This is a genomic window from Pseudoalteromonas sp. AWH4_217, from assembly GCF_056161105.1.
Genome location: NZ_JBSWYM010000008.1, coordinates 51,906 through 73,757 on the forward strand (window position 1 = coordinate 51,906; position 21,852 = coordinate 73,757).

General features: G+C 47.8%; 20 protein-coding genes. 17 read left to right on the forward strand and 3 right to left on the reverse strand.

Going from position 1 to position 21,852, the window contains the following annotated elements:
• The first annotated feature begins 102 nt into the window (after nucleotides 1–102).
• The 7 genes from ACXAH1_RS11460 to asnB all read left to right on the forward strand — a co-directional run bounded on the left by ACXAH1_RS11460 (nucleotide 103) and on the right by asnB (nucleotide 7,657).
• A complete protein-coding gene (locus ACXAH1_RS11460; RefSeq protein WP_475196805.1) occupies nucleotides 103–1,617 on the forward strand; it encodes a leucyl aminopeptidase in 1,515 nt (504 codons plus the stop codon).
• A 200-nt stretch (nucleotides 1,618–1,817) separates the two neighbouring features.
• Nucleotides 1,818–2,474 carry a 5-oxoprolinase subunit PxpB gene (gene pxpB / locus ACXAH1_RS11465; RefSeq protein ID WP_475196806.1) on the forward strand — a complete coding sequence of 219 codons (657 nt, stop codon included), beginning with the start codon at nucleotides 1,818–1,820 and terminating at the stop codon, nucleotides 2,472–2,474.
• On the forward strand, nucleotides 2,468–3,403 hold the full coding sequence (locus tag ACXAH1_RS11470) for a 5-oxoprolinase subunit C family protein (protein WP_475196808.1): 936 nt from the start codon (nucleotides 2,468–2,470) through the stop codon (nucleotides 3,401–3,403). The genes pxpB and ACXAH1_RS11470 overlap by 7 nt, the downstream gene beginning before the upstream one ends.
• Entirely contained in the window at nucleotides 3,400–4,143 is a 744-nt protein-coding gene (locus ACXAH1_RS11475; RefSeq protein ID WP_475196811.1) for a DUF969 domain-containing protein, read from the forward strand. The genes ACXAH1_RS11470 and ACXAH1_RS11475 overlap by 4 nt, the downstream gene beginning before the upstream one ends.
• Nucleotides 4,140–5,159, forward strand: coding sequence for a DUF979 domain-containing protein (locus ACXAH1_RS11480; RefSeq protein WP_475196812.1), 1,020 nt, complete (start codon nucleotides 4,140–4,142; stop codon nucleotides 5,157–5,159). Before ACXAH1_RS11475 ends, ACXAH1_RS11480 begins: the two co-directional genes overlap by 4 nt.
• On the forward strand, nucleotides 5,152–5,814 hold the full coding sequence (pcp, locus tag ACXAH1_RS11485) for a pyroglutamyl-peptidase I (protein ID WP_475196813.1): 663 nt from the start codon (nucleotides 5,152–5,154) through the stop codon (nucleotides 5,812–5,814). The genes ACXAH1_RS11480 and pcp overlap by 8 nt, the downstream gene beginning before the upstream one ends.
• A 169-nt stretch (nucleotides 5,815–5,983) precedes the next feature.
• On the forward strand, nucleotides 5,984–7,657 hold the full coding sequence (gene asnB / locus ACXAH1_RS11490) for an asparagine synthase B (RefSeq protein WP_475196815.1): 1,674 nt from the start codon (nucleotides 5,984–5,986) through the stop codon (nucleotides 7,655–7,657).
• A gap of 33 nt (nucleotides 7,658–7,690) precedes the next feature.
• On the opposite strand, the gene pssA is transcribed toward asnB, so the two are convergent.
• Complete coding sequence (gene pssA / locus ACXAH1_RS11495; protein ID WP_475196816.1) at nucleotides 7,691–9,016, reverse strand: CDP-diacylglycerol--serine O-phosphatidyltransferase; 1,326 nt, start codon at nucleotides 9,014–9,016, stop codon at nucleotides 7,691–7,693.
• 258 nt (nucleotides 9,017–9,274) lie between these two features.
• Here pssA and trxB point away from each other — a divergent pair, with 258 nt between their 5' ends.
• From trxB to infA, 4 genes are all read left to right on the forward strand, one after another.
• Entirely contained in the window at nucleotides 9,275–10,228 is a 954-nt protein-coding gene (trxB, locus tag ACXAH1_RS11500) for a thioredoxin-disulfide reductase (protein WP_054013808.1), read from the forward strand.
• Between the two features lie 126 nt (nucleotides 10,229–10,354).
• Nucleotides 10,355–11,071: a leucyl/phenylalanyl-tRNA--protein transferase gene (gene aat / locus ACXAH1_RS11505; RefSeq protein ID WP_253044452.1), complete on the forward strand. Its 717-nt coding sequence runs from the start codon at nucleotides 10,355–10,357 to the stop codon at nucleotides 11,069–11,071.
• Entirely contained in the window at nucleotides 11,064–11,768 is a 705-nt protein-coding gene (locus ACXAH1_RS11510; protein ID WP_253044451.1) for an arginyltransferase, read from the forward strand. The genes aat and ACXAH1_RS11510 overlap by 8 nt, the downstream gene beginning before the upstream one ends.
• Before the next feature lie 90 nt (nucleotides 11,769–11,858).
• Nucleotides 11,859–12,077, forward strand: a complete 219-nt coding sequence (infA, locus tag ACXAH1_RS11515; protein WP_002962494.1) for a translation initiation factor IF-1 — start codon at nucleotides 11,859–11,861, stop codon at nucleotides 12,075–12,077.
• Nucleotides 12,078–12,183: 106 nt separating this feature from the next.
• Here the strand turns inward: infA and clpA are convergent, their stop codons facing one another.
• Nucleotides 12,184–14,451, reverse strand: coding sequence for an ATP-dependent Clp protease ATP-binding subunit ClpA (gene clpA, locus ACXAH1_RS11520; RefSeq protein WP_253044450.1), 2,268 nt, complete (start codon nucleotides 14,449–14,451; stop codon nucleotides 12,184–12,186).
• Nucleotides 14,452–14,479: 28 nt separating this feature from the next.
• A complete protein-coding gene (gene clpS, locus ACXAH1_RS11525; protein WP_054013812.1) occupies nucleotides 14,480–14,797 on the reverse strand; it encodes an ATP-dependent Clp protease adapter ClpS in 318 nt (105 codons plus the stop codon).
• A 206-nt stretch (nucleotides 14,798–15,003) separates the two neighbouring features.
• On the opposite strand from clpS, the gene cspD reads away from it, so the two are divergent.
• The 6 genes from cspD (at nucleotide 15,004) to purB (ending at nucleotide 21,830) form a co-directional block, all read left to right on the forward strand.
• Complete coding sequence (gene cspD, locus ACXAH1_RS11530) at nucleotides 15,004–15,222, forward strand: cold shock domain-containing protein CspD (RefSeq protein WP_046003210.1); 219 nt, start codon at nucleotides 15,004–15,006, stop codon at nucleotides 15,220–15,222.
• 408 nt (nucleotides 15,223–15,630) lie between these two features.
• On the forward strand, nucleotides 15,631–17,853 hold the full coding sequence (locus ACXAH1_RS11535; protein ID WP_475196817.1) for an NADP-dependent isocitrate dehydrogenase: 2,223 nt from the start codon (nucleotides 15,631–15,633) through the stop codon (nucleotides 17,851–17,853).
• A gap of 102 nt (nucleotides 17,854–17,955) precedes the next feature.
• Nucleotides 17,956–18,615, forward strand: a complete 660-nt coding sequence (locus tag ACXAH1_RS11540) for a pseudouridine synthase (protein ID WP_475196818.1) — start codon at nucleotides 17,956–17,958, stop codon at nucleotides 18,613–18,615.
• Nucleotides 18,616–18,722: 107 nt separating this feature from the next.
• Entirely contained in the window at nucleotides 18,723–19,823 is a 1,101-nt protein-coding gene (gene mnmA, locus ACXAH1_RS11545) for a tRNA 2-thiouridine(34) synthase MnmA (protein ID WP_054013814.1), read from the forward strand.
• On the forward strand, nucleotides 19,823–20,425 hold the full coding sequence (gene hflD / locus ACXAH1_RS11550) for a high frequency lysogenization protein HflD (protein ID WP_475196819.1): 603 nt from the start codon (nucleotides 19,823–19,825) through the stop codon (nucleotides 20,423–20,425). Before mnmA ends, hflD begins: the two co-directional genes overlap by 1 nt.
• 34 nt (nucleotides 20,426–20,459) lie before the next feature.
• Entirely contained in the window at nucleotides 20,460–21,830 is a 1,371-nt protein-coding gene (gene purB, locus ACXAH1_RS11555; RefSeq protein ID WP_475196820.1) for an adenylosuccinate lyase, read from the forward strand.
• Nucleotides 21,831–21,852 lie beyond the last annotated feature (22 nt).

Below are 21,852 nucleotides of genomic sequence, written 5' to 3' on the forward strand. Positions count from 1 at the left end.
GACGCTTTAACTAGGATTCTGTGTCGTTCAACGACATTTAATTAATTAATCGCTTGGTTTAAGGTAAAACGAATCCCAAATTAGTTATTGAGGGTTTAATCAATGTCATTATCTACTCGTCTGTGCGCACTCAGTGTTGCTCTTTTCGGATCTGCGTCAGCGCTTGCCGCTGATATCCAATTCACCAGTAAACTGAATGAAAAGACGAATGCTCTGGTCGTATTCCAGGATAACGAGCAAAGCAATGCATTTAAATTCCTCGACAGAGATACCCGCAAACAGCTTACCAAGGCGCTTGAAGCAGACAAATTTTCTGGTGACTATGGCAAAGTCGTCGAACTACTAGCGCCAGTTGATTCTAAGCATCAGCGTATCCTTGTCGTTGGTCTGGGCGAGCTTGAAGAGTTAGACAGCGCCAAAATGGCAAAACTCGGTGGTAATCTGCACGCGAAACTTGAGAAAAAAGAAGTAGACACCGTCAGTGTCGCAATTCAAGGTCTCAATGGTCAGCTAAGTAACCACGAGCTTGCGGCGCAATATGCGCACGGTGCCAATTTACGAGACCACACGTTTGAGTTGTATAAAAAAGAGCCGAACACACACAGCATGACGTATAGCCTGAATGTGGATGATCAGCGTAAAACCCAAGCCGAATACACCACTTTAAGCCACATTGAACAGGGCGTGTTCCTGGCAAGAGACTTAACTTCTGAAGTGCCGACCGAAATGACTCCTGTTGACTTTGCTCATGCAGCAAAACAACTTGAACAGTATGGCGTTGAAGTGAAAATTCTTGAGCCTGAACAGCTTAAGTCTCTGGGCATGAATGCACTGGAAGGCGTTGGTCGCGGCAGTAAAGAAGGTGCGCGTCTGGTTGTTGCACATTATAAAGGCAATAACGACACACCCATCGCGTTGGTAGGCAAAGGGATCACGTTTGATTCTGGTGGTTACAGTATCAAAACCGGTAAATCAATTGCACGCATGAAGTCGGACATGGCCGGCGCTGCTGCAGTACTGGGCACTGTCAAGGCTATGGCCCTGGCAAAAGCCGATGTGAACGTTGTCGCTGTGATGGGTATGGCCGCCAACATGGTATCTGAAAACTCAATAGCCCCGGGTGATGTACTGCGCACAGCCGAAGGTCTGAGCGTAGAGATCCTTAATACCGATGCTGAAGGCCGCTTGGTTCTGAGTGATGCCATGTGGTATGCCCGTACCTACTATAAACCAGAAGTCATGGTAGACCTGGCTACATTAACAGGCTCAAAGATCCGTGCCGTTGGCAACCGCTATGCCGCTGTTTTCTCTGACGATGAGCATCTGATCTCTGAATTCACAGTGGCGGGCAAGGCCGTCAATGAGCCACTTTGGCGCCTTCCACTAGGCTATAAAGATATGTTGAAATCGGACATTGCGGATATCGCTAACATTGGCTCAGGTGGTCCAGGCGCTACAACAGCTGCCTCTTTCTTGCAACATTTTGCTGGTGAGACACGCTGGGTCCACATTGATATTGCTGGCAACGCACTGGCATCCACTGGTAAAGGCGAAGTCTCTGCGGGAGGCACCGGATTTGGTGTACGCCTGTTGAGCGAGTGGCTCTTGAGCAATTAACAGAACCCCAACCCAAGAGAGCCATGCGACCACTGCATGGCTTTTTTTTGCATCTCTGTGGACACACGCTGACAGCGTTGGACACATTGGACAAGACAGCCAATGATAAGCTTGCTATTCTTTGCCTCGGGGCCCCCGCCGCGCCGGCAAAACCTCAGGGTTAATCTGGTGTGACAATAATAAAATGAAAATAAGAAACCATGAATCAGGAACAAACTTATCTGCTTGGTGAGCAAGCTGTGGTGCTCGACCTTAATTGCACCCAACTCGATGATGCTCAACAGAACCGATTGTTTGCATTGCATCGCCACTTACAAGAACTGAGGGTTGGCAGAGACATCGTGGTTGGTAAAACCTCTATCACGCTGGTTTTAAAAAACCCCGCTCACTGCAGCACATGGCAAGAACGACTCTTAACGCTCTGGGAAGAGCTGAGTGCAGCAGACTTTCAGCCGACCACACATACTCTCCCGGTTATTTACGGTAAAGAAGCCGGTCCAGATCTCTTGCCACTGGCCGCTCAACTAGACCTGTCGCCACGGGACATTGTTGAGTTACACAGTTCACCGATTTATCAGGTCAAGTTTCTGGGCTTTTTGCCTGGCTTCGCCTATCTGGGTACGGTACCACAGCAGCTTCAGGTCGCCCGACTGGACTCACCAAGAACACAGGTACCCGCAGGCTCGGTTGCCATTGCAGAAGATCTCAGCGCAATCTACCCCAGTGGCTCTCCGGGTGGCTGGCGACTGCTGGGGCACAGCTCAACACGATTATTCGATGCCCAAGCCCAATCGCCTTGTTTGCTCCAGCCAGGTGATAACGTCAAATTTGTACCTCAAAAGGAGGGACTGTGCTAGAAATCATCAAACCTGGCGTTCAGATGTGCATTCAGGATCTTGGCCGATTTGGCTATCGTCACCTGGGAGTAACACAAAGCGGCGTACTCGACCCTATGGCGATGAAAATTGCCAATACCTTACTTGGCAACCCTTCTGATACTGCGGTCCTTGAAATCACGGTCGGTCTCAGTCAGTTGCGCTTTCATCAGCCAACTAACTTCGCCGTGACCGGCGGCGATCTCAATGCGCGCCTGGACGACTGTGCACTGACACCAGGCTGGCGTTACTTTGCTAAGTCAGGGCAAGTGCTCAGTTTTGCTTCCAGCCCCAGCGCACTGCGCGCCTATATCAGTGTAGAAGGTGGCTTCAATCTCCACCCTGTCATGGGCTCTGATTCCACAGATCTACAGGCAGGGTTTGGCGGAATAGAAGGTAAAGCGTTATCAGCAGCGGACCAGCTAAGCTATAAAGCCAGTTCAGAAAAGCAAAGTATAGGTGCATTACAACCGCCCTACCAAAGCCACATCCGCGTGCTGCCCGGTCCCCATTGCAAACACCTGAACCACTCAACAGAGCAACTGTTGTGTAGCCAGCAATGGCAGGTTTCAGCCGACAGTAATCGGATGGGCATGCGACTCAATACCTCTGTCCCAGTCAGTCACCAGGTTACGATAAACAGTCAGGCTGTGCTGCCTGGTACTGTTCAGCTGCCACCAAACGGAGCGCCCATTGTTCTGCTGAACGACTGTCAGACCACCGGTGGTTACCCGATGATAGCTCAGGTGATCAGCGCCGATCTGCGACACCTTGCCCAGCTTGCTGCAGGCGCTCAGGTCAGTTTTAGTCTGACTACCCAAACCCAGGCACGCCGGGAGACACAAAAACAACAAAATCATCTCAATCAATTGCGCATAGCACTGACCCATCGCGACAGGAGTTTTTCGTGAGTGAACTTAATTTTTTACCCCTTAGTGGGATTTTAGTGGTGATCCTCGGGTTTGCCCTGCGATTCAACCCCCTGCTGGTTGTAACCTGTGCCGGCATCGTTACGGGCTGGGCGGTTGATTTAGACTTTCTTACCATGCTGGAAACCTTCGGCGAGAAGTTTCTAAACTCACGCCAGCTTGCAAGCTTTTTACTCTTGCTCCCCGTGATTGCGATTCTGGAACGATATGGCTTACAACAACACGCCAAGAGTTGGATAGCGAGTATCAAAGGCGCAACCACAGCGAGGATCATGAGCGTCTATTTTGTCGTACGTGAGTGTAGCGCCGCACTCGGCTTAATCAATCTTGCAGGCCAGCCCCAGACCGTCCGCCCTTTGCTTGCCCCTATGGCGCTCGGTGCAGCGAGCAACCTGCATGGTGATTTGCCCAAGCCCGTTCGGGACCTGATCAGTGCGCATGCGGCAGCATGTGACAATATTGCCGTCTTTTTTGGGGAAGATATATTCATTGCCTTTGGTGCCGTATTATTGATGGATGCTTTTTTGAGAGAAAATGGCATAACGGGTATTGAACCGCTGCATATTGGTCTGTGGGCAATTCCGACCGCCATCGCCGCATTAATTGTTCATCTGTTTCGTCTGGCACGACTTGAAGCCAAAATACGCGCACAAGTTGCCTTGCATGCTGAGCAAAGTCAATCAGATGCACAGAGCCCGGTAACCCGGGAGGAGCTTGCATGAGTGCGATGAGATCCACTGCTGACACGCAGCCTGCTTTACTGTCAATTGAAAATATCTATTTACTTATCGGCTTTGTCGTGCTGTTTCTGGTCATCAAAACACTGCAAGATAAACACCACCCCAAACGACTGACCACGGCACTATTCTGGGGCTTGTTTGGCAGCGTTTTCTTATTTGGTGACTTATCTCTCACTTACCTTGGAGAAAGTCTCACCTATCGCTGGGTTGGTGTATTTGTCATACTCATCGCCGTGCTGGCGGGCATGGGCAAAGTTTCGATGGGCCACTACGATATACCCAGTGAGGAAGAGCAAACAGCCAGTGCCACGAGGATCGGCAATAAATTGTTTATTCCGGCGGTTCTTATTCCCATTGTCACGGTCATTTGTACCATTGTGCTCAAGGATATCCAGATTGGGGATCTGTTTGTCTTCGATCAGAGCCATGTCACTCTCGCGGCACTGACTCTGGCTTGTACAATCGCTTTACTAGTCAGCTGGAAATTCACAGGAGGTAGTCCGGTTCAGGCACTCGGTGAATCACGCCGTCTGGTTGACTCCATTGGCTGGGCTGCAATCCTGCCGCAAATGCTTGCGATGCTGGGTGGTGTTTTCATCGTATCCAATACAGGCACAGCCATTCAGGATCTGGTCACACTGTTTGTCTCACCCGATAACCGCTTCATGCTTGTGGTTATTTATTGTGTTGGTATGGCCTTGTTTACTATGGTCATGGGCAATGCATTTGCCGCCTTTCCAGTAATGACAGCCGGTATTGCCGTGCCTTTCTTAATTCAGGGTCATGGCGCAAGTGCGGCTCCGCTGGTTGCAATCGGTATGTATTCTGGCTATTGCGGCACGCTGATGACACCTATGGCAGCCAATTTCAACATTGTCCCTGCTGCGCTGTTAGATCTAAAAGACAAGTACCAGGTCATTAAGGTACAGATCCCAACGGCTCTGTCCCTGTTGGCTATCAACATCTTGCTCATGTATGGAGTAATCTTCAATGACTAAAGGAACACACAAAACCGTTTTATTGACCGGGTTTGAACCCTTCGGCGGAGAATCGGTTAACCCCTCATGGCAGGCGGTACACCAGCTCGATGGCTGCCATATTGGTGAGTTCACTATTCGTACCAAAGAACTCCCCTGCGAGTTTGACCATGCTCTGACACAGCTCAACCGTGCCATCGATAAATATGCTCCGTCGCTGGTGCTATGTGTTGGCCAGGCAGGGGGTCGTGCCGATATTTCTATCGAACGTGTGGCTATCAATGTAAATGATGCCCGCATCGCTGATAATGCGGGGGCACAACCCATAGATACCCCCGTGTTGGCAGGTGGCCCGGCGGCTTATTTTGCCGCGTTGCCAGTAAAGCACATGCTCAATGATTTAAGGCAAGCACAGATCCCGGCCAGTATTTCAAACACTGCAGGCACCTATGTATGTAATCATGTAATGTACGGACTTCTACATTATATTCATGAGCATCAGCTCGAATGTCGGGGAGGATTTATTCATATTCCTTATTTACCCGAACAGGCTCTGCACCACACCGGTGCACCGAGTATGAGCGCTGCTATGGTGATTGATGCACTCAAAGTGATGATTTCATCCGCTCTGCGCCATGACAGCGATCTTCAGATAGCCGCGGGCACCACTCACTAAGATACATGCTCTGTTTTAGTTCAATTTTGCACCAAAACAGGGCAAAACCTCTCCAATAAAATCGCTGTTTTTTTATGTGACTTGCGATCTCATTTCTGATAGTACTAAGGGCACGAGATGTCACCAGTGTGTGCACTCGATAATAATAGTTAACAGGAATGAGGTCATTATGTGTTCAATTTTTGGTGTGCTGGAGATCAAATCCGACCCAGCCATTCTGCGTGAGCAGGCAATAGAAATGTCTAAGCGATTAAGACACCGCGGTCCAGACTGGTCAGGTGTCTATGCCAGTGATAAAGCCATTCTGGTGCATGAGCGCCTCGCCATTGTAGGCGTATCCAGCGGTGCCCAGCCACTGTATAACCCGGAGCGAACCCACATTCTTGCAGTCAATGGCGAAATCTATAATCACAAAGAGCTGGCTCAGAAGCTCACTGTGCCCTTCACGTTCCAGACTCAATCAGACTGTGAGGTGTTGCTGGCACTATATAAGCAAAAAGGTCCTGAGTTCCTCGATGATCTGAACGGTATTTTTGCCTTTTGTCTGTATGATGAGCAGGAAGATGCCTATCTGATAGGACGCGATCACATTGGTATTATCCCGCTATACACAGGGCGAGACCAACATGGTAACTTTTATGTCGCCAGTGAAATGAAAGCGCTTACACCAATTTGCAACCAGATTGAAGAGTTTCCGCCGGGGCATTACCTGTATTCTAAAGAAGGTACACTCAGATCCTATTATCAGCGAGACTGGCAACAGTTTGAGGCCGTTAAAGATAACGAGGCCGCAGCTGACACAGTTAAAGACGCACTTGAGGCAGCTGTAAAGCGTCAGCTAATGTGTGATGTGCCCTATGGCGTGTTACTCTCGGGCGGTCTCGATTCATCGGTTATCTCCGCCATCACTCAAAAGTTTGCCGCACGTCGCATAGAAGACGATGGTGCGAGTGAGGCCTGGTGGCCAAAACTGCACTCCTTTTCTATCGGACTTGAAGGCTCACCTGATCTGGCTGCTGCTCAAAAGGTTGCGGATCAGATAGGCACAGTTCACCACCCTATTCATTTCACAGTACAGCAAGGCATCGACGCGCTGAAAGAGGTTATTTATCATCTGGAAACCTACGACGTGACGACCGTACGTGCCTCGACACCAATGTACCTGATGGCCCGCTATATCAAGGCAATGGGCATTAAAATGGTACTCTCCGGTGAAGGTGCCGATGAGCTATTTGGTGGTTACTTGTATTTCCACAAAGCGCCCAATAGTCAGGAGTTCCATGAAGAGCTTAACCGCAAGGTAGCCAAGCTGCATATGTTTGATTGCCTGCGCGCCAACAAATCCATGGCAGCCTGGGGTGTGGAAGCAAGGGTTCCGTTCCTGGACAAAGAGTTCGTAGATATCGCCATGCGCACCAACCCTGAGTACAAGATGTGCAAAGAGGGCCGCATTGAAAAACATATTATTCGGGAGGCATTTGATGGCTATCTCCCTGATGAGGTGCTGTGGCGTCAAAAAGAGCAATTCTCTGACGGCGTTGGGTATTCCTGGATTGACTCATTAAAAGAGTATGTGAATGACAAGGTCAGCGATCAGGAGCTGGCCAGTGCCGAGTACCGCTTCCCCATAAATACACCTGACAGTAAAGAAGCCTATTACTATCGCTGCATTTTTGAATCTCACTTCCCGGGCGATGCGGCAGCCAAATGCGTTCCGCATGGTAAATCCGTTGCCTGCTCAACACCCGAGGCGCTGGCCTGGGATGCGTCTTTTGAGCAAAATGCCGATCCCTCAGGCCGGGCAGCTAATGTGCATAGCCATGCTTACCAAAGCGCAGAATAAAGTAGACAATAAAAAGGGCCTGACGGCCCTTTTTTAAATAAACTTTTTAATGATAAAGTCGACTTTCACTCGTTTTGCCTGTCCGAGAATTTTCTTCACCGCAGACGGATAATCATCAATTGTTTCCAAATCCTGGGGTCCGCTGAGCTTAGTACAATTAGCCAGGATCGCCTCTCGCTCCTGAGTTATCGCTTGCTCGAGCTTTTGCGCCGGATCTTCTATCAAAATACCGTTTTCAATGTCCAACCCCCAGGCGCGAGGATTAAGGTTGTGTCCTGTCATCAGATGGACCTGATTGTCACGGTTAATCCCTTTTAAGTGGAATGAGTTGTTTCCATCGCGCCATAGGTACACATTTAAATGCCCGGAGTTGATATAGCGCCGTTGCGACTTAAGAAACTTGTACAAAATGGTCTCGTACAAATAAGGTAAGGCACCAATGCGACTAAACGGCTGATCGGGCGCAATGTAAAAGTCATTTGCGGTTTTATCACCAATCACTATGGTGACTGTTTTACCTTCTTTGAGCAAACGGCGCAATGACCGTAGCAACGGCGCCGGAAAGTTAAAGTATGGCGTGTATAAAAGCAGCTCACGTTCAGTGGTATCAAACAACGCTTTAATCAGGCGGTTTAGCTTATTCGTTCGACGACCAAAGCCTAAAAAGGCACGGACATTTAAGCCATCTGTAGCAGTTGCTGAGCCCATATCGTACTGTGCTTTTTTAAGCTGCTTCATCAGTTGCTTTTGCGCCACCTTCAACTCAGAAAATGGCTTTAGTGGACGGACATCCAACCTCGGCACAGCATCGCTGGATAATAAATAAGTATCCAGAAAATGACAGAAGCTAGCTGCCAACGCACTATTTTCAATCACAAAATAGCGATCCAGGCGGTACTTATCGCCATGTTGCAAGTACACATTATTAATGCTGGCGCCGCTGTACAAAACGGTGTCGTCGATAACAAAACCTTTAAGGTGTAAAACGCCAAACAGCTCTTTGGCCTTAACCGGCACACCATACACTTTTACACTTGAGCCAAACTCGGCTTGCATGTCGCAATACAGCTTTGCGTTACCCTCAGATTTGGCTTCACCTATCAGCCCGCGCTGTGCCCGATGAAAATCAACCAGTACGTGGATCTCAAGATGTGGGCGCGCCGAAGCCACCTCATGTAGCGCGGTTAATACTTCGCGACCCGCTTCATCGTCCTGTAAATACAGTGCGGTCAAGTAGATGCGCTGTTGTGCACCACGGATAAGTGACAAAAGCTGCGCATGATACTGTTTCGCATCAGTCAGTATTTCGCAGCTTTGTGCGTCCAGTGCAAACCCAGGTTTATCCTGCCAAAATGCCATAACTACCTTTAAAAACAGACTAACGTCAAATAGACAGAGAAAAATTCCCTAGAACATAGCAAAAAAAAACTCTCAGGTCATGAAATACCGATCATTTACGGCGCTATGGCACAAATTCTCATCAAGTACAGTATATTTGACAGCTTCTGATTTTATAAAAAATCGATTTTTGCAATTTATTTTACTTCTGGCTTGAATTTCATAGAATCGGCAGCACTAACTAGAGAAGATAGAAATTTTATTTTAGGAATTGTTTACATGACTGATGCAAAACATTGCAAACTGTTGATCTTGGGCTCAGGTCCTGCTGGCTACACAGCCGCAGTCTATGCTGCACGAGCAAATCTAAATCCTGTACTTATCACGGGTATGCAGCAAGGTGGTCAGTTGACCACAACAACAGAAGTTGAAAACTGGCCTGGCGATGCACATGGTCTAACTGGTCCTGCACTGATGGATCGTATGAAAGAGCATGCCGAGCGTTTTGAAACTGAAATCATTTTTGATCACATAAACAAAGTAGATGTTACTAAGCGCCCTTTCACCCTGACTGGCGATCAAGGTACTTACACATGTGATGCCCTCATCATTGCAACAGGCGCTTCAGCGAAATACCTGGGCCTGGAATCTGAAACAAACTTCCAGGGTCGTGGTGTATCGGCTTGTGCAACCTGTGACGGGTTCTTCTATCGTGGCCAAAAAGTCGCTGTTGTTGGTGGTGGTAATACCGCCGTTGAAGAAGCACTTTATCTGTCAAACATCGCTGAAGAAGTACATGTGATCCACAGACGTGATACTTTCCGAAGCGAAAAAATTCTCTCAGATCGTCTGATGGAAAAAGCTAACAACGGTAATGTTGTTCTGCATCTGAACAAAACGCTGGATGAAGTGCTGGGCGACGACATGGGCGTTACCGGTATTCGTATTAAAGATACTGACTCAGATGCTACTGAGCAGCTTGATCTCGCCGGTGTCTTTATTGCGATTGGTCACAAACCCAATACAGACATGTTTGCAGGCCAGCTGGAAATGAAAGATGGCTACCTGGTTGTACAGTCGGGTCTGAATGGTAATGCGACTCAAACCAGTGTTGAAGGCGTATTTGCTGCAGGTGATGTGTCTGATCACATCTATCGCCAGGCCATTACCTCCGCCGGCACTGGCTGTATGGCTGCATTAGACGCTGAACGTTACTTGGATAACCTGAAGTAATCCCAGCGTGAATGAAGACGTGTTTCTAAAAACACGTCTTCAATATAAAATCCCCACTCCTGGCCTAAAATAGGTTAGACTGGTGTCATACTTCAGGTTTTTAGTTTGTTATTCAGAACCGCCAATATGACACAGCAATTGTTTCATCTGTCTGCCACTGACTTTATTTTTCCTCCTTGTCATTTTGCACTCAAAGACCCTGATGGCTTGCTGGCCGTAGGGGGATGCCTGAGCACAGCAAGACTGCGCCGAGCCTACCAGCAAGGTATTTTCCCCTGGTTCAATGAAAGGGAACCGATTATGTGGTGGGCACCCAGTGAGCGCGGCATCATGGAATTGGATCAGTTTCATATCAGCCGCTCGCTCAGAAAGTCTGTCCGTAAACTGGCACCTGACGTCACGATAAACACCGCTTTTGAGCAGGTTATCATGGCGTGTCGGCAACAAAGGGTCGATAAGGAAGGTACCTGGATAAACAAAGCCATGCTGAACGCCTATATTCAGGGTCATAAAGAGGGCTTTGTTCATAGTGTTGAAGTATGGCAACAGGGTACGTTAATAGGCGGCTTATATGGTGTTATGTTAAACGGTGTTTTTTGTGGTGAGTCAATGTTTTACCGTGTGCCTGATGCGTCAAAGCTAGCAATGTGGGCACTTGTCAATTGGCTCAGGCAACATGGGGCTCATTTTGTAGATTGCCAGCTGGAAAACCCCTATTTACTCTCTCTGGGTGCAAAAGTCATATCAAGAAAAGAATTTTTAGCTAAACTTAGATCAGCAAGCCATTATCAAGTGCCTGAAACGATGTGGCATCCGCAACCATTGAGGGCGATATATGACTGAACATTTCCCTTCAAAAATTGGCCTGAGCCAACAATTTGATTGCAGCTATCTGGCTGACCAAAAAGAACAGTTACTGGTGATCCTGGATAGTAACTGTTATACGCCAGTGCGCTTTGAAACTTTGCTATCATTTGGATTTCGCCGCAGCGGCGACCAGATATACCGCCCCCACTGCCCTGCTTGTCAGGCCTGTCAGTCTGTTCGTGTGCTGGCTAATGACTATCAACCATCTCGCTCTCAAAAGCGTAAATGGAATAAAATTAACTCAGAGTTTCACTTTGAATATAACACTCAGGAGCAACCAGGCTACTACCCGCTTTACGAAAAGTATATTACCATGAGGCATTCCGATGGTTCGATGTACCCGCCTAACCGGCTTCAGTATGAAAGCTTCTTGTTTTGCCGCTGGCTGCCTGTCACTTTTATCGAACTGTGGCACAAAGACCAGCTGATAGCCGTTGCTGTAACAGATACTATGCCCACGGCCCTCTCTGCCATCTATACCTTTTTTGATCCTGACTATGCAGAGCTTAGCTTAGGTACCATTATGATCATGGCACAACTCAACTATGCGCGCCTGCATGATAAAACCTACCTTTACCTGGGTTATCAGATAGACGCCTGCCCTAAAATGCGCTACAAGCAGCAATATTTACCCGCACAACAATTCAAAAGCGATGCTTGGGTCAACATTTAGATTACAAAATTCGCGCTCCCGCCTTTACTTATCGCGCGCTTTTCGGCAAAATCTGCACCGTTAAACTATCAAAGAGGTGATACGCTCCCCATGGCGAAAGAAGACGTTATTGAAATGCAAGGCACGGTCCTTGACACTTTACCAAATACTATGTTCCGTGTTGAATTGGAAAATGGTCACGTAGTTGTGGCACATATCTCTGGTAAAATGCGTAAAAACTACATCCGCATTTTGACCGGCGACAAGGTGACTGTTGAAATGACACCTTATGACCTGAGCAAAGGACGCATCGTCTTCCGCGCGCGTTAATTCGCCCAGCTCAGGTACACTTGCCACAACCGGCTGAGTCGTACAAAGAGACGATTAAAACAAAAAGCCCGGCAAATGCCGGGCTTTTTGTTATCTTCGCTCCAATTTAGGCGGGCTCTGCTACGCTGGATTCAAACTTAAATGCCAGCTTTTTATCTTTAACCGAAATAGTGACCGTCCCTCCGTCAATCAATTCACCGAACAAGATCTCGTTCGCCAGTGGCTTTTTAAGATTGTCCTGAATTACCCTGGCCATTGGGCGTGCCCCCATAGACTTGTCATACCCTATATCTGCCAACCAATCTCTGGCTTCATTAGTTAAATCCAGGCACACGGACTTCTTATCAAGCTGAGCTTGTAACTCGACAATAAACTTGTCTACCACCTGTAAAATAACGTCTTTTTCAAGGTGATTAAACCAAATGATATTGTCTAAACGGTTTCTAAACTCAGGGGTGAATACCTTATTGATCTCAACCAGCGCATCATGTGAATGGTCCTGCTCCTGGAAGCCTATAGACTGACGGACAGTTTCCTGCACACCCGCGTTAGTTGTCATCACGACTATCACGTTACGGAAATCAGCTTTACGACCATTGTTATCCGTCAGGGTACCATGGTCCATTACCTGCAACAGAATGTTGTAAATGTCCGGGTGTGCCTTTTCAATTTCGTCCAGCAACACCACAGAGTGTGGATGCTTAATCACCGCATCAGTCAGTAAGCCACCCTGTTCAAATCCTACATAACCGGGAGGCGCACCTATCAGACGGCTTACAGCATGACGCTCTGAGTATTCCGACATATCAAAACGCACAAACTCAATGCCCATACATTTGGCCAATTGCTTGGTGACTTCCGTTTTACCCACACCTGTAGGACCAGCAAATAAGAACGACCCAATTGGCTTATCCTCACTACCCAGGCCTGAACGTGACAGTCGAATTGCAGAAGTTAATGCATCGATAGATTCGTCCTGACCAAAAACCAGCATTTTAAGGTTACGATCAAGGTTCTTGAGGACTTCTTTGTCGCTTGAAGACACGTTTTGCTGAGGAATACGCGCAATTTTAGACACTATCTGCTCGATATCCGATACACCAATGGTCTTTTTGCGACGTGAAGCAGGCAACAGACGCTGATTAGCACCCGCTTCATCAATCACGTCAATAGCTTTGTCAGGCAAATGACGCTCATTAATGTATTTTGCGCTTAGCTCAGCCGCAGCCTTCAACGCTTTTTGCGTGTAGCGTATACCATGATGTTCCTCGTAACGCTCTTTCAGGCCGCTGAGAATTTTGGCGGTGTCGGCAACGCTTGGTTCCACAATGTCGATTTTCTGGAATCGACGCACCAGGGCTCGATCTTTTTCAAAAATGTTTTTGAACTCAGAATAAGTTGTCGAACCAAGACAACGCAGCTGACCGCTAGACAGCAGAGGTTTGATCAGATTAGAGGCATCCATAACCCCCCCTGACGCGGCACCGGCACCTATGATGGTATGGATTTCATCAATGAATAAAATGGCGTTTGGCTTTGCCTGTAGCTCTTTCAACAATGCTTTAAAGCGTTTCTCAAAGTCGCCCCGGTACTTAGTGCCGGCAAGCAAAGCGCCCATGTCCAACGAGTACACTACGGCATCCGCAATCACATCAGGTACCAGCTCATTCACAATACGATATGCCAGACCTTCAGCAATGGCTGTTTTACCGACACCCGCTTCTCCCACTAACAGTGGATTGTTTTTCTTTCTGCGGCATAAAACCTGGATGGTTCGTTCTACTTCCTGATCGCGACCAACCAAAGGATCTATTTGACCCGCTTTTGCCATCACATTCAGATTAGCAGTGAAGTTTTCCAGTTTAGTCTTTTCTTCAGAGGCTGTTTCATGGCTTTCTTCATGCATCTCTTCGCTATCTTCAGGCTCAACTTCATCATCCGATTTTGAAATGCCGTGGCTAATGTAGTTAACAATGTCCAGACGACTTACATCCGCCTTTTTAAGAAGATAAACAGCCTGGCTTTCCTGCTCAGAGAAAATGGCAACCAATACATTCACTCCGGTCACTTCATTGCGACCAGAGGACTGCACATGAAAAACAGCCCGTTGCAATACACGCTGAAAGCCAAGTGTCGGCTGCGTTTCACGGTCTTCTTCTAAATCTGGAATGACAGGAGTGGTCTCATCAATAAATTCTGATAACTCCCGTTTTAGCCCCTCTGTTTCAACACCACACGCATTTAGTGCTTCACTGGCAGAGGGGTTATCAATCAATGCGAGCAGTAAGTGTTCTACCGTCATAAATTCGTGGCGACGATTTCTCGCCTCACGAAACGCGGTATTCAGAGTAATTTCTAAGTCTTTATTTAGCATTGGCAACCCCCAACGAGAATATATAAGGTCATTCCTGCTCACAACTACAGAGCAGCGGGTGCTCGTGATCCCGAGCATATCGATTTACCTGCTCAGCCTTTGTATGGGCAATGTCGGCAGGGTACAGTCCACATACCGCTTTTCCCTCGTGATGTACTTTAAGCATCACATCAGTTGCTCTTTCGCTATCCATACTGAAAAATGTCATCAAAACTTCAATGACAAAGTCCATAGGTGTGTAATCATCATTGTTTAAAATCACTTTGTACTTGCGCGGCGGTTGCAACTTTTGCTTCTGTTCGTCGCGTACCGCGTCAACCACACCAGATTCGTTTGTCCCAGTCATAATAAAATATAGTCTTGTCTTATCAACTCAAGCAACTTGAATTGAAAAATAAATAAATTGTTAAAAAATCGCTTTAAAAACTTGACTGTCTGGCCAAATAAACTACAGTCTTTACCTAGCTGGACATAATCATCATATGGGCAGCTTAGCAAATTTCAAAGGTTAGATTAACTTAATTTAGTCAACTTATAGAAGGATGTAGAAGTATGGCTTGCGGAAAAGTCAAATGGTTCAACAATGCCAAAGGGTTTGGTTTCATCGTAGAAGACGGCAGCGAGGAAGATATCTTTGCCCATTACTCCACGATTGTAATGGATGGATACAAAACGCTTAAAGCTGGTCAGGATGTAACATTCGATCTGCAAGAAGGTCCCAAAGGCCTGCACGCTACCAACATCGCGCCGCTTGCGGACGAAGTCGTGTAGCTATTGCAATATTTTGGCACACTCAAAGCGGGTTACGTTTGTTGCTCGCTTAATCCCTTCATCAATTAGTCTCATTTCTTCCATCTTAGTTCATAAAATTTTATATCTTTATTAAATTGCATTAGCGACTTAGTGATTTGGTTGATACAATCCCCGCCGGTGTCAGGTCGGGCTTCGTTGTAGCTGGCCCAAAAACGCGTCAGGTGTGTTAGATATTTTTATTGTCCCAAACTAGTAACAATACCTAACAAACTTGCTATATGCCGAACTCAACCATCCGCTTGGTGACCCCAATACAGGTTACCAAGCGGATGGCTGAATAAAGATCGTGTATGCGGATACGTCCTTGAATAGCAAGCTTTTGCTTTGTTGAACGGCTGTTTAGCCCTAAACTATCTAGGAATGATGATGACATCAAAAATTATTTACACTAAAACAGATGAAGCGCCGGCTCTGGCAACTTATTCTCTATTGCCAGTTATTCAGGCTTATACCAAAGCGGCTGGTGTTGAAGTTGAAACCCGTGATATCTCACTGGCAGGCCGTGTCATTGCTAACTTCCCCGAGTTTCTGAGCGAAGAGCAAAGAATTGGTGATGCTCTGGCAGAGCTGGGCGAGCTGGCAAAAACGCCTGAAGCCAATATCATCAAACTCCCTAATATCAGTGCGTCTATCCCTCAGTTGAAAGCCACCATTAAAGAGCTGCAGGAAAAAGGTTACGCCCTTCCAGACTATCCAGAAGAGCCAAAAGACGACAAAGAAGCTGCAATCAAAGCGACTTACGACAAAATCAAAGGTAGTGCAGTAAACCCTGTTCTGCGTGAAGGTAACTCAGACCGCCGCGCGCCAGCTTCCGTAAAAGCGTATGCGCGTAAAAACCCACACTCAATGGGTGCCTGGTCAAAAGAATCACAGTCTTATGTTGCCAGCATGAGCGAAGGTGACTTCTTTGGTTCTGAGCAGTCAACAACTGTTACCGAAGCAACTGACGTCTCTATTGAACACGTTGCAGCAGATGGCACAGTATCTGTGCTTAAACAAAGCACGCCGTTGTTAGCTGGCGAAATCATTGATGCGTCTCGTATGAGCGTAGCGGCATTACGCAGCTTCCTGGAAGCGGAAGTTGAAGCAGCCAAAGAAAAAGGTGTACTGTTCTCTCTGCACATGAAAGCCACTATGATGAAGGTCTCTGACCCGATCATCTTTGGCCACGCCGTAAAAGTTTTCTACAAAGAAGTATTTGAAAAACACGGCGAAACCTTCGAAAAGCTAGGTGTAGATGTCAACAATGGTATTGGCGATGTTTACAATAAGCTTGCCAGCCTGGATGACGCAACACGTGCTGAAATCGAAGCTGACCTGGCTGCGGTTTATGATGTACGCCCAAGCATTGCAATGGTTGACTCTGACCGCGGGATTACTAACCTGCACGTACCAAGTGATGTGATCATCGATGCATCAATGCCAGCTGCAATCCGTACTAGTGGTCAAATGTGGAACGCCGAAGGTAAGCAGCAAGACACCAGCTTTGTAATTCCAGACCGTTGTTATTCTGGTGTTTATCAGGCAACCATTGAGTTCTGTAAAGAGCACGGCGCGTTTGATCCTCGTACTATGGGTACTATCCCTAACGTTGGTCTGATGGCACAAAAAGCCGAAGAATACGGTTCACACGACAAAACTTTCGAAGCACCATCAGCGGGTCAAATCCGCGTTGTTGATCAAGCCGGCAACGTACTGCTTCAGCATGACGTAGAGCAAGGTGATATCTGGCGTATGTGTCAGGTAAAAGATGCACCAATCAGAGACTGGGTTAAGCTTGCTGTAAACCGTTCACGCGCATCAAATACCCCAGCGGTATTCTGGTTGAACGAAAACCGTGCACACGATGCTGAGCTGATCAAGAAAGTAAATGCCTACCTGCCAGAACATGATACTGATGGTCTGGAAATTCACATCCTTGCACCAGTCGAAGCCACTAAGTTCTCACTGGCAAGAATGAAAGACGGTCAGGATACTATTTCTGTGACTGGTAACGTACTACGTGACTACCTGACTGACCTGTTCCCAATTCTTGAACTTGGCACCAGCGCAAAAATGCTGTCTATCGTTCCTCTGATGAACGGCGGTGGTCTGTTCGAAACGGGTGCGGGCGGCTCTGCACCTAAACACGTTCAGCAGTTCGAAAAAGAGAACCATCTGCGTTGGGATTCTCTGGGTGAGTTCCTGGCACTGGCTGCGTCTTTAGAGCACCTGAGCCAGGCAACTGGTAACAGCAAGGCACAAGTTCTGGCTGATACTCTGGACGCCGCGACAGGTAAATTCCTGGACGAGAATAAGTCTCCATCACGTAAAGTGAAAGAGCTGGACAACCGTGGTAGTCACTTCTACCTGGCTATGTACTGGGCACAAGCACTTGCAGAACAATCACAAGATGCTGAGCTTAAGGCTAAATTCGCAGACGTTGCAAAAGGTCTGACCGACAACGAAGCGGCAATCGTCAGTGAACTGAACGACGTTCAGGGTCAGGCGATGAATATCGGCGGATACTTCCAGCCTAACGATGCGCTGGCTGCTGACGCAATGCGTCCCAGCAAAACGTTTAACGACGTATTAGCAAGCATGGCGTAACTCGCCATTCAACAGAAAAAGGTGGCTCAACAGCCACCTTTTTTATTTGGCTCCAATCTTTGCTACACTCGCGCCATCGCTCCACTAGCTAAACATCTAACTATGCCCGCACCGCGCCAAAAAAACCGACCACATGCACCTAACCGCACCTCTGCTAAGCGTTCAGTCAACCAACGCCCAGGCCCTAAACGTGCAGCCAAGCCCAGGGTTTCGCCTGATCAGGTGAAGGTGGTGCTGTTCAATAAGCCTTTTGACGTACTATGCCAGTTTACAGACGATCAAAACCGTCAGACACTCGCTGACTTTGTTGATATAAAAGGCGTATACGCTGCTGGCAGGCTTGACCGTGATAGCGAGGGTCTGCTATTGCTCACCAATTGCGGCCGCTTACAGCATAAGCTGACTGAACCGGGTAAAAAAACCGACAAGACCTACTGGGTCCAGATAGAGGGCGAGCCAGACCAAGCTGCCTTGCAGGCACTGCGTGATGGCGTCGTCCTCAAAGATGGTCCTACCCGACCCGCCAAGGTTAACCTGATCACAGCACCAACCGTTTGGCCACGTAATCCGCCTATTCGCGAACGCAAAAACATTCCCACCAGCTGGCTTGAAATTACCATATCTGAGGGCCGTAACCGCCAGGTTCGGCGCATGACAGCGCATGTCGGCCACCCTACACTGAGACTAATACGTTACCGGATCGGACCCTATACCCTGGATGGGATTGATAACGGTCAATATCAGGTGGTGAAGGCAAAATAACCCCGTCACGAAAAACTTGGGATTAATCAACCCGCGACTTCCGGGCACCTTGATTTACATGCTATAATGCAGCTCACTTTTTTGTAATCAAAATACACAGCGAGTTTATGAGCGATAACAGTCAAATTAAAGTCATTGTCGGTATGTCCGGCGGCGTAGATTCCTCCGTTTCAGCCTATCTGCTAAAACAGCAGGGGTATCAGGTTGAAGGCCTGTTCATGAAGAACTGGGAAGAAGACGACAATGACGAATACTGTGCCGCTGCTGAAGATTTGAAAGATGCTCAGGCTGTCTGTGACAAACTGGGTATCGAGCTACACACTGTCAATTTTGCTGCTGAATACTGGGACAACGTATTCGAGTACTTTCTTGCCGAATACAAAGCTGGCCGCACACCCAACCCGGATATCATGTGCAACAAAGAGATCAAATTTAAAGCTTTTCTCGAGTTTGCAGCAGAAGCACTGGGTGCCGATTATATCGCGACGGGCCACTATGTACGCCGTGAGGAGCGTGATGGCAAGTTTGCCATGTTACGCGGCCTGGACAACAACAAAGATCAGAGCTACTTCCTGTATACACTCAGCCATGAGCACGTAGCCCAAACCCTGTTTCCGGTAGGCAACATTGAGAAGCCAGAAGTGCGTCGAATTGCAGAAGAGCAAGATTTGATCACGCATGACAAGAAAGACAGTACGGGCATTTGCTTTATCGGTGAGCGCAAGTTCAAAGACTTCTTACAAAAATTCTTGCCGGCTCAACCTGGTAAAATTGAGGACAGCGAAGGCAACCATGTTGGTGAGCACGAAGGCCTGATGTACCACACACTTGGCCAGCGTAAAGGCCTGTTGATCGGTGGCATGAAAGAAGGCTCAGGCGAGCCCTGGTATGTTGTCGATAAAGACGTGGAACGCAACGTGTTGGTTGTTGGTCAGGGCAAAAACCACCCTCGCCTGTTCAGCAATGGCCTCAATGCGAATCAACTTCACTGGGTCGATCGTGTCGGTCCACAAGGCACTACCCGATGCACAGTTAAAACCCGTTATCGCCAGGAAGACATTCCTTGTACGTTACTCGTTGGTCAGGATGGTATGGCCCGGGTGCTATTCGATGAACCACAAAAGGCCGTGACCCCAGGCCAATCTGCGGTATTTTATCAGGACGATGTGTGTCTTGGCGGTGGTATTATTGAATCGGTGATCAAGTAATGCAACGTGATGTCGTGATCCCATTGGCAGCCATGTGCCAGGTTGCAAAATTGGTGCAAAAATGTGCCCGCTACGGCACCTTTAACGGCCATGAAACAGCCAGCTTGTTAAGAAGTATCACTATCACTTCGCCAAAAAATCCACAGGATGTCTACGAAGACCCAGATGCGGTAAAACAAGGTTGCCGTGCTTTGGTGGACCAGCTGAGTGCTCAGGGTGAGAAAGATGTAGAAATGGTCAAATATGTGGGCAGTCTGATGCAACTGGAACGTGCTTTGTCTGCTAACAGTAAAGCAATGGCTGAACTTGGCAAACGTATTGAGCAGCTCGACAGACAATTGCAGCATTTCGACATCGGCGATGAGCAAATTGTTGCCGCATTGGCGGATATTTACAGCCAGGTAGTGAGTCCGGTTGGTCCCAAGATTCAAATTTTTGGTAAACCTGAGTTGCTCAAGCAATCACATGTACAACATCAGATCCGGGCGCTGTTGCTGGCCGGGATCCGCAGCGCAGTATTATGGCGTCAACTCGGTGGTAAACGCCGTCACTTCTTCTTTGCAAAGAAGAAAATCATTGCCGCTGCACACAGTTATATTTAAATATCGTTCAAAAACCAATTAGTTAGGAGAAGTTATGGAGCTTTCAGCGTTAACCGCTATCTCTCCAGTAGATGGTCGCTATGGTAGCAAAACCAGTGAGCTGAGAAGTATTTTCAGTGAATTCGGCCTGATCAAGTATCGCGTGACGGTTGAAGTACGTTGGCTACAAGCCCTGGCCAACGCAGCTGCAATCAACGAAGTTCCAGCCTTCAGTGAGCAGGCGAATGCCCTGTTAGACAGCATTGTTGATAACTTCAGTGAAGCCGATGCCGCACGTGTCAAAGAGATTGAGCGCACAACCAACCACGACGTTAAAGCCGTTGAGTATCTGTTAAAAGAGAAAGTGGCAGACAATGCTGAGCTTCAGGCGGTTAACGAATTTATTCACTTTGCCTGTACATCAGAAGACATCAACAACCTGTCGCATGGTCTGATGCTGAGTGAAGCTCGCGATCAGGTGCTGTTGCCCTACTGTGATAAACTGCTTGCAGCAATCAAAGAAAAAGCGATTGAATACAAATCTGTTGCTATGATGACCCGCACCCACGGTCAACCGGCTTCTCCTTCTACCATGGGTAAAGAGTTTGCGAATGTTTATGTACGCTTGCAGCGTCAACGTGAGCAAATCGCAAACGTCCAGATCCTGGGTAAAATCAACGGCGCCGTAGGTAACTACAACGCACACCTGAGCGCTTACCCGGATTACGACTGGCACAACCATGCAGAGCAATTTGTCACCAGCCTGGGGCTGACCTGGAATGCATTTACGACGCAAATTGAGCCGCATGATTATATTGCTGAACTATTCGACGCCGTGGCACGTTTCAACACCATTTTGCTCGACTTTGACCGTGACATGTGGGGTTACATTGCGCTTAACCACTTTAAGCAAAAAACCATTGCCGGTGAAATTGGCTCTTCGACCATGCCGCATAAGGTAAACCCAATTGACTTCGAAAACTCCGAAGGCAACCTCGGCATTGCGAATGCCATCTTCACTCACCTTGCGCAGAAACTGCCTGTTTCTCGCTGGCAGCGTGACCTGACTGATTCAACAGTGCTACGCAACCTCGGTGTTGGAATGGGTTATACCCTGATCGCATACCAGGCGACGCTAAAAGGGATCAGCAAGCTGGAAGTGAATGCAGATCGTCTTCTGGCTGAGCTGGATGAAAACTGGGAACTTCTTGCTGAGCCAATCCAGACTGTCATGCGTAAATACGGCATTGAAAAGCCGTATGAGAAACTAAAAGAGCTGACACGTGGCAAACGCGTTAACCAAGAGATCATGGCTGAGTTTATTGATGGCTTAGACCTGCCGGAACAAGTAAAAGCCGACATGAAACTAATGACGCCTGCCAACTACATTGGCCGTGCCGAAGCTTTCATTGATGAGTTAAACTAAACTGAGTTAATCTCACCTAAAT